The 899-nt window shown below is 46.7% G+C and carries 2 protein-coding genes; both read right to left on the reverse strand.

Going from position 1 to position 899, the window contains the following annotated elements; translation table 11 throughout:
* Positions 1-678: phage tail tube protein (locus tag Y882_RS20190; protein ID WP_156171603.1), on the reverse strand; the 678-nt coding region annotated here is incomplete at its 3' end.
* Between the two features lie 2 nt (positions 679-680).
* Positions 681-899, reverse strand: a 219-nt coding sequence (locus tag Y882_RS20650; protein WP_211259243.1) for a hypothetical protein, incomplete at its 5' end; no start/stop codon positions are given.

Genomic DNA, 899 nt, shown 5'->3' on the forward strand with positions numbered 1-899 from the left:
GTAGGCGGTCAGTGTACCACTGAACTGACGACGTTTAGAGCTTGGCTTGATAGAGAAATTGGAACCAACAACGAAGCGAGGCTCAATACCGTTCTCAAGGTTAATTGCCATCTCAGTAATAACATCAACAGACACATCACCCATAGTCAGCTTACCAGAGAAGCCATCCATAGGGGAAGTAGTTGTACGAGTACCTTTAGTCAAACCGGACGGAAGAGTAGCTGCCTGTTCCATCGTACGACCAACGATACCAAATTCCACGCCGGTGATAGCTTCAGCACTTACAGTAATTGCAAGACTGTTAACTTCACAACCACGATAAATGGTATACGGGAAGTCCGAAAGGTCCGCGTTATAGCCAATAAAGGTAAAAGATTGGCGCTCGATGCCTGCGGTCAACACTTCACCCGCAAACGTACCACGTAATGCACCACCCAACAGGTCATCAAATGTCTCATAAGACAGTTCACCCGTTGCTGTACCTTCTACGTGACGAGCGCCAAGACGGAAATCCGCCACTTCTGCATCATCTCGAATTTCTTCAGATTGCAGAGTAGCGATTTTAATATCAAGACCCGATTTAGTAGCACGAAAGACCTTCAGAGTTCCGCTAGACGGAGCGACACCGGAGGCCTGTTCTTTGATGTAATAGCTACTATAACGTGAACCTTCAGCCATCGTTATATCCTCTGTTTAGGCTCACGTGCGAGCCAGTAGATTGTTACATATTGAGCGTCCCAAACACCTTCAACACCACCGCGAGTGAAGTCTGCAATTGACGTTTGTCCACCTTGAGAAAACGTCTTTCTTGTTAGTCTTAACATGCAGCCGTCCGGTGCCTGGAGCTGTCTTGGTACACTAAAGATTTTACTCACATGTCCAAGAACAGCATTAGATTC

Origin of the sequence: Dyella japonica DSM 16301 (assembly GCF_001010355.1) — a bacterium.
Classification (GTDB): domain Bacteria; phylum Pseudomonadota; class Gammaproteobacteria; order Xanthomonadales; family Rhodanobacteraceae; genus Dyella; species Dyella japonica.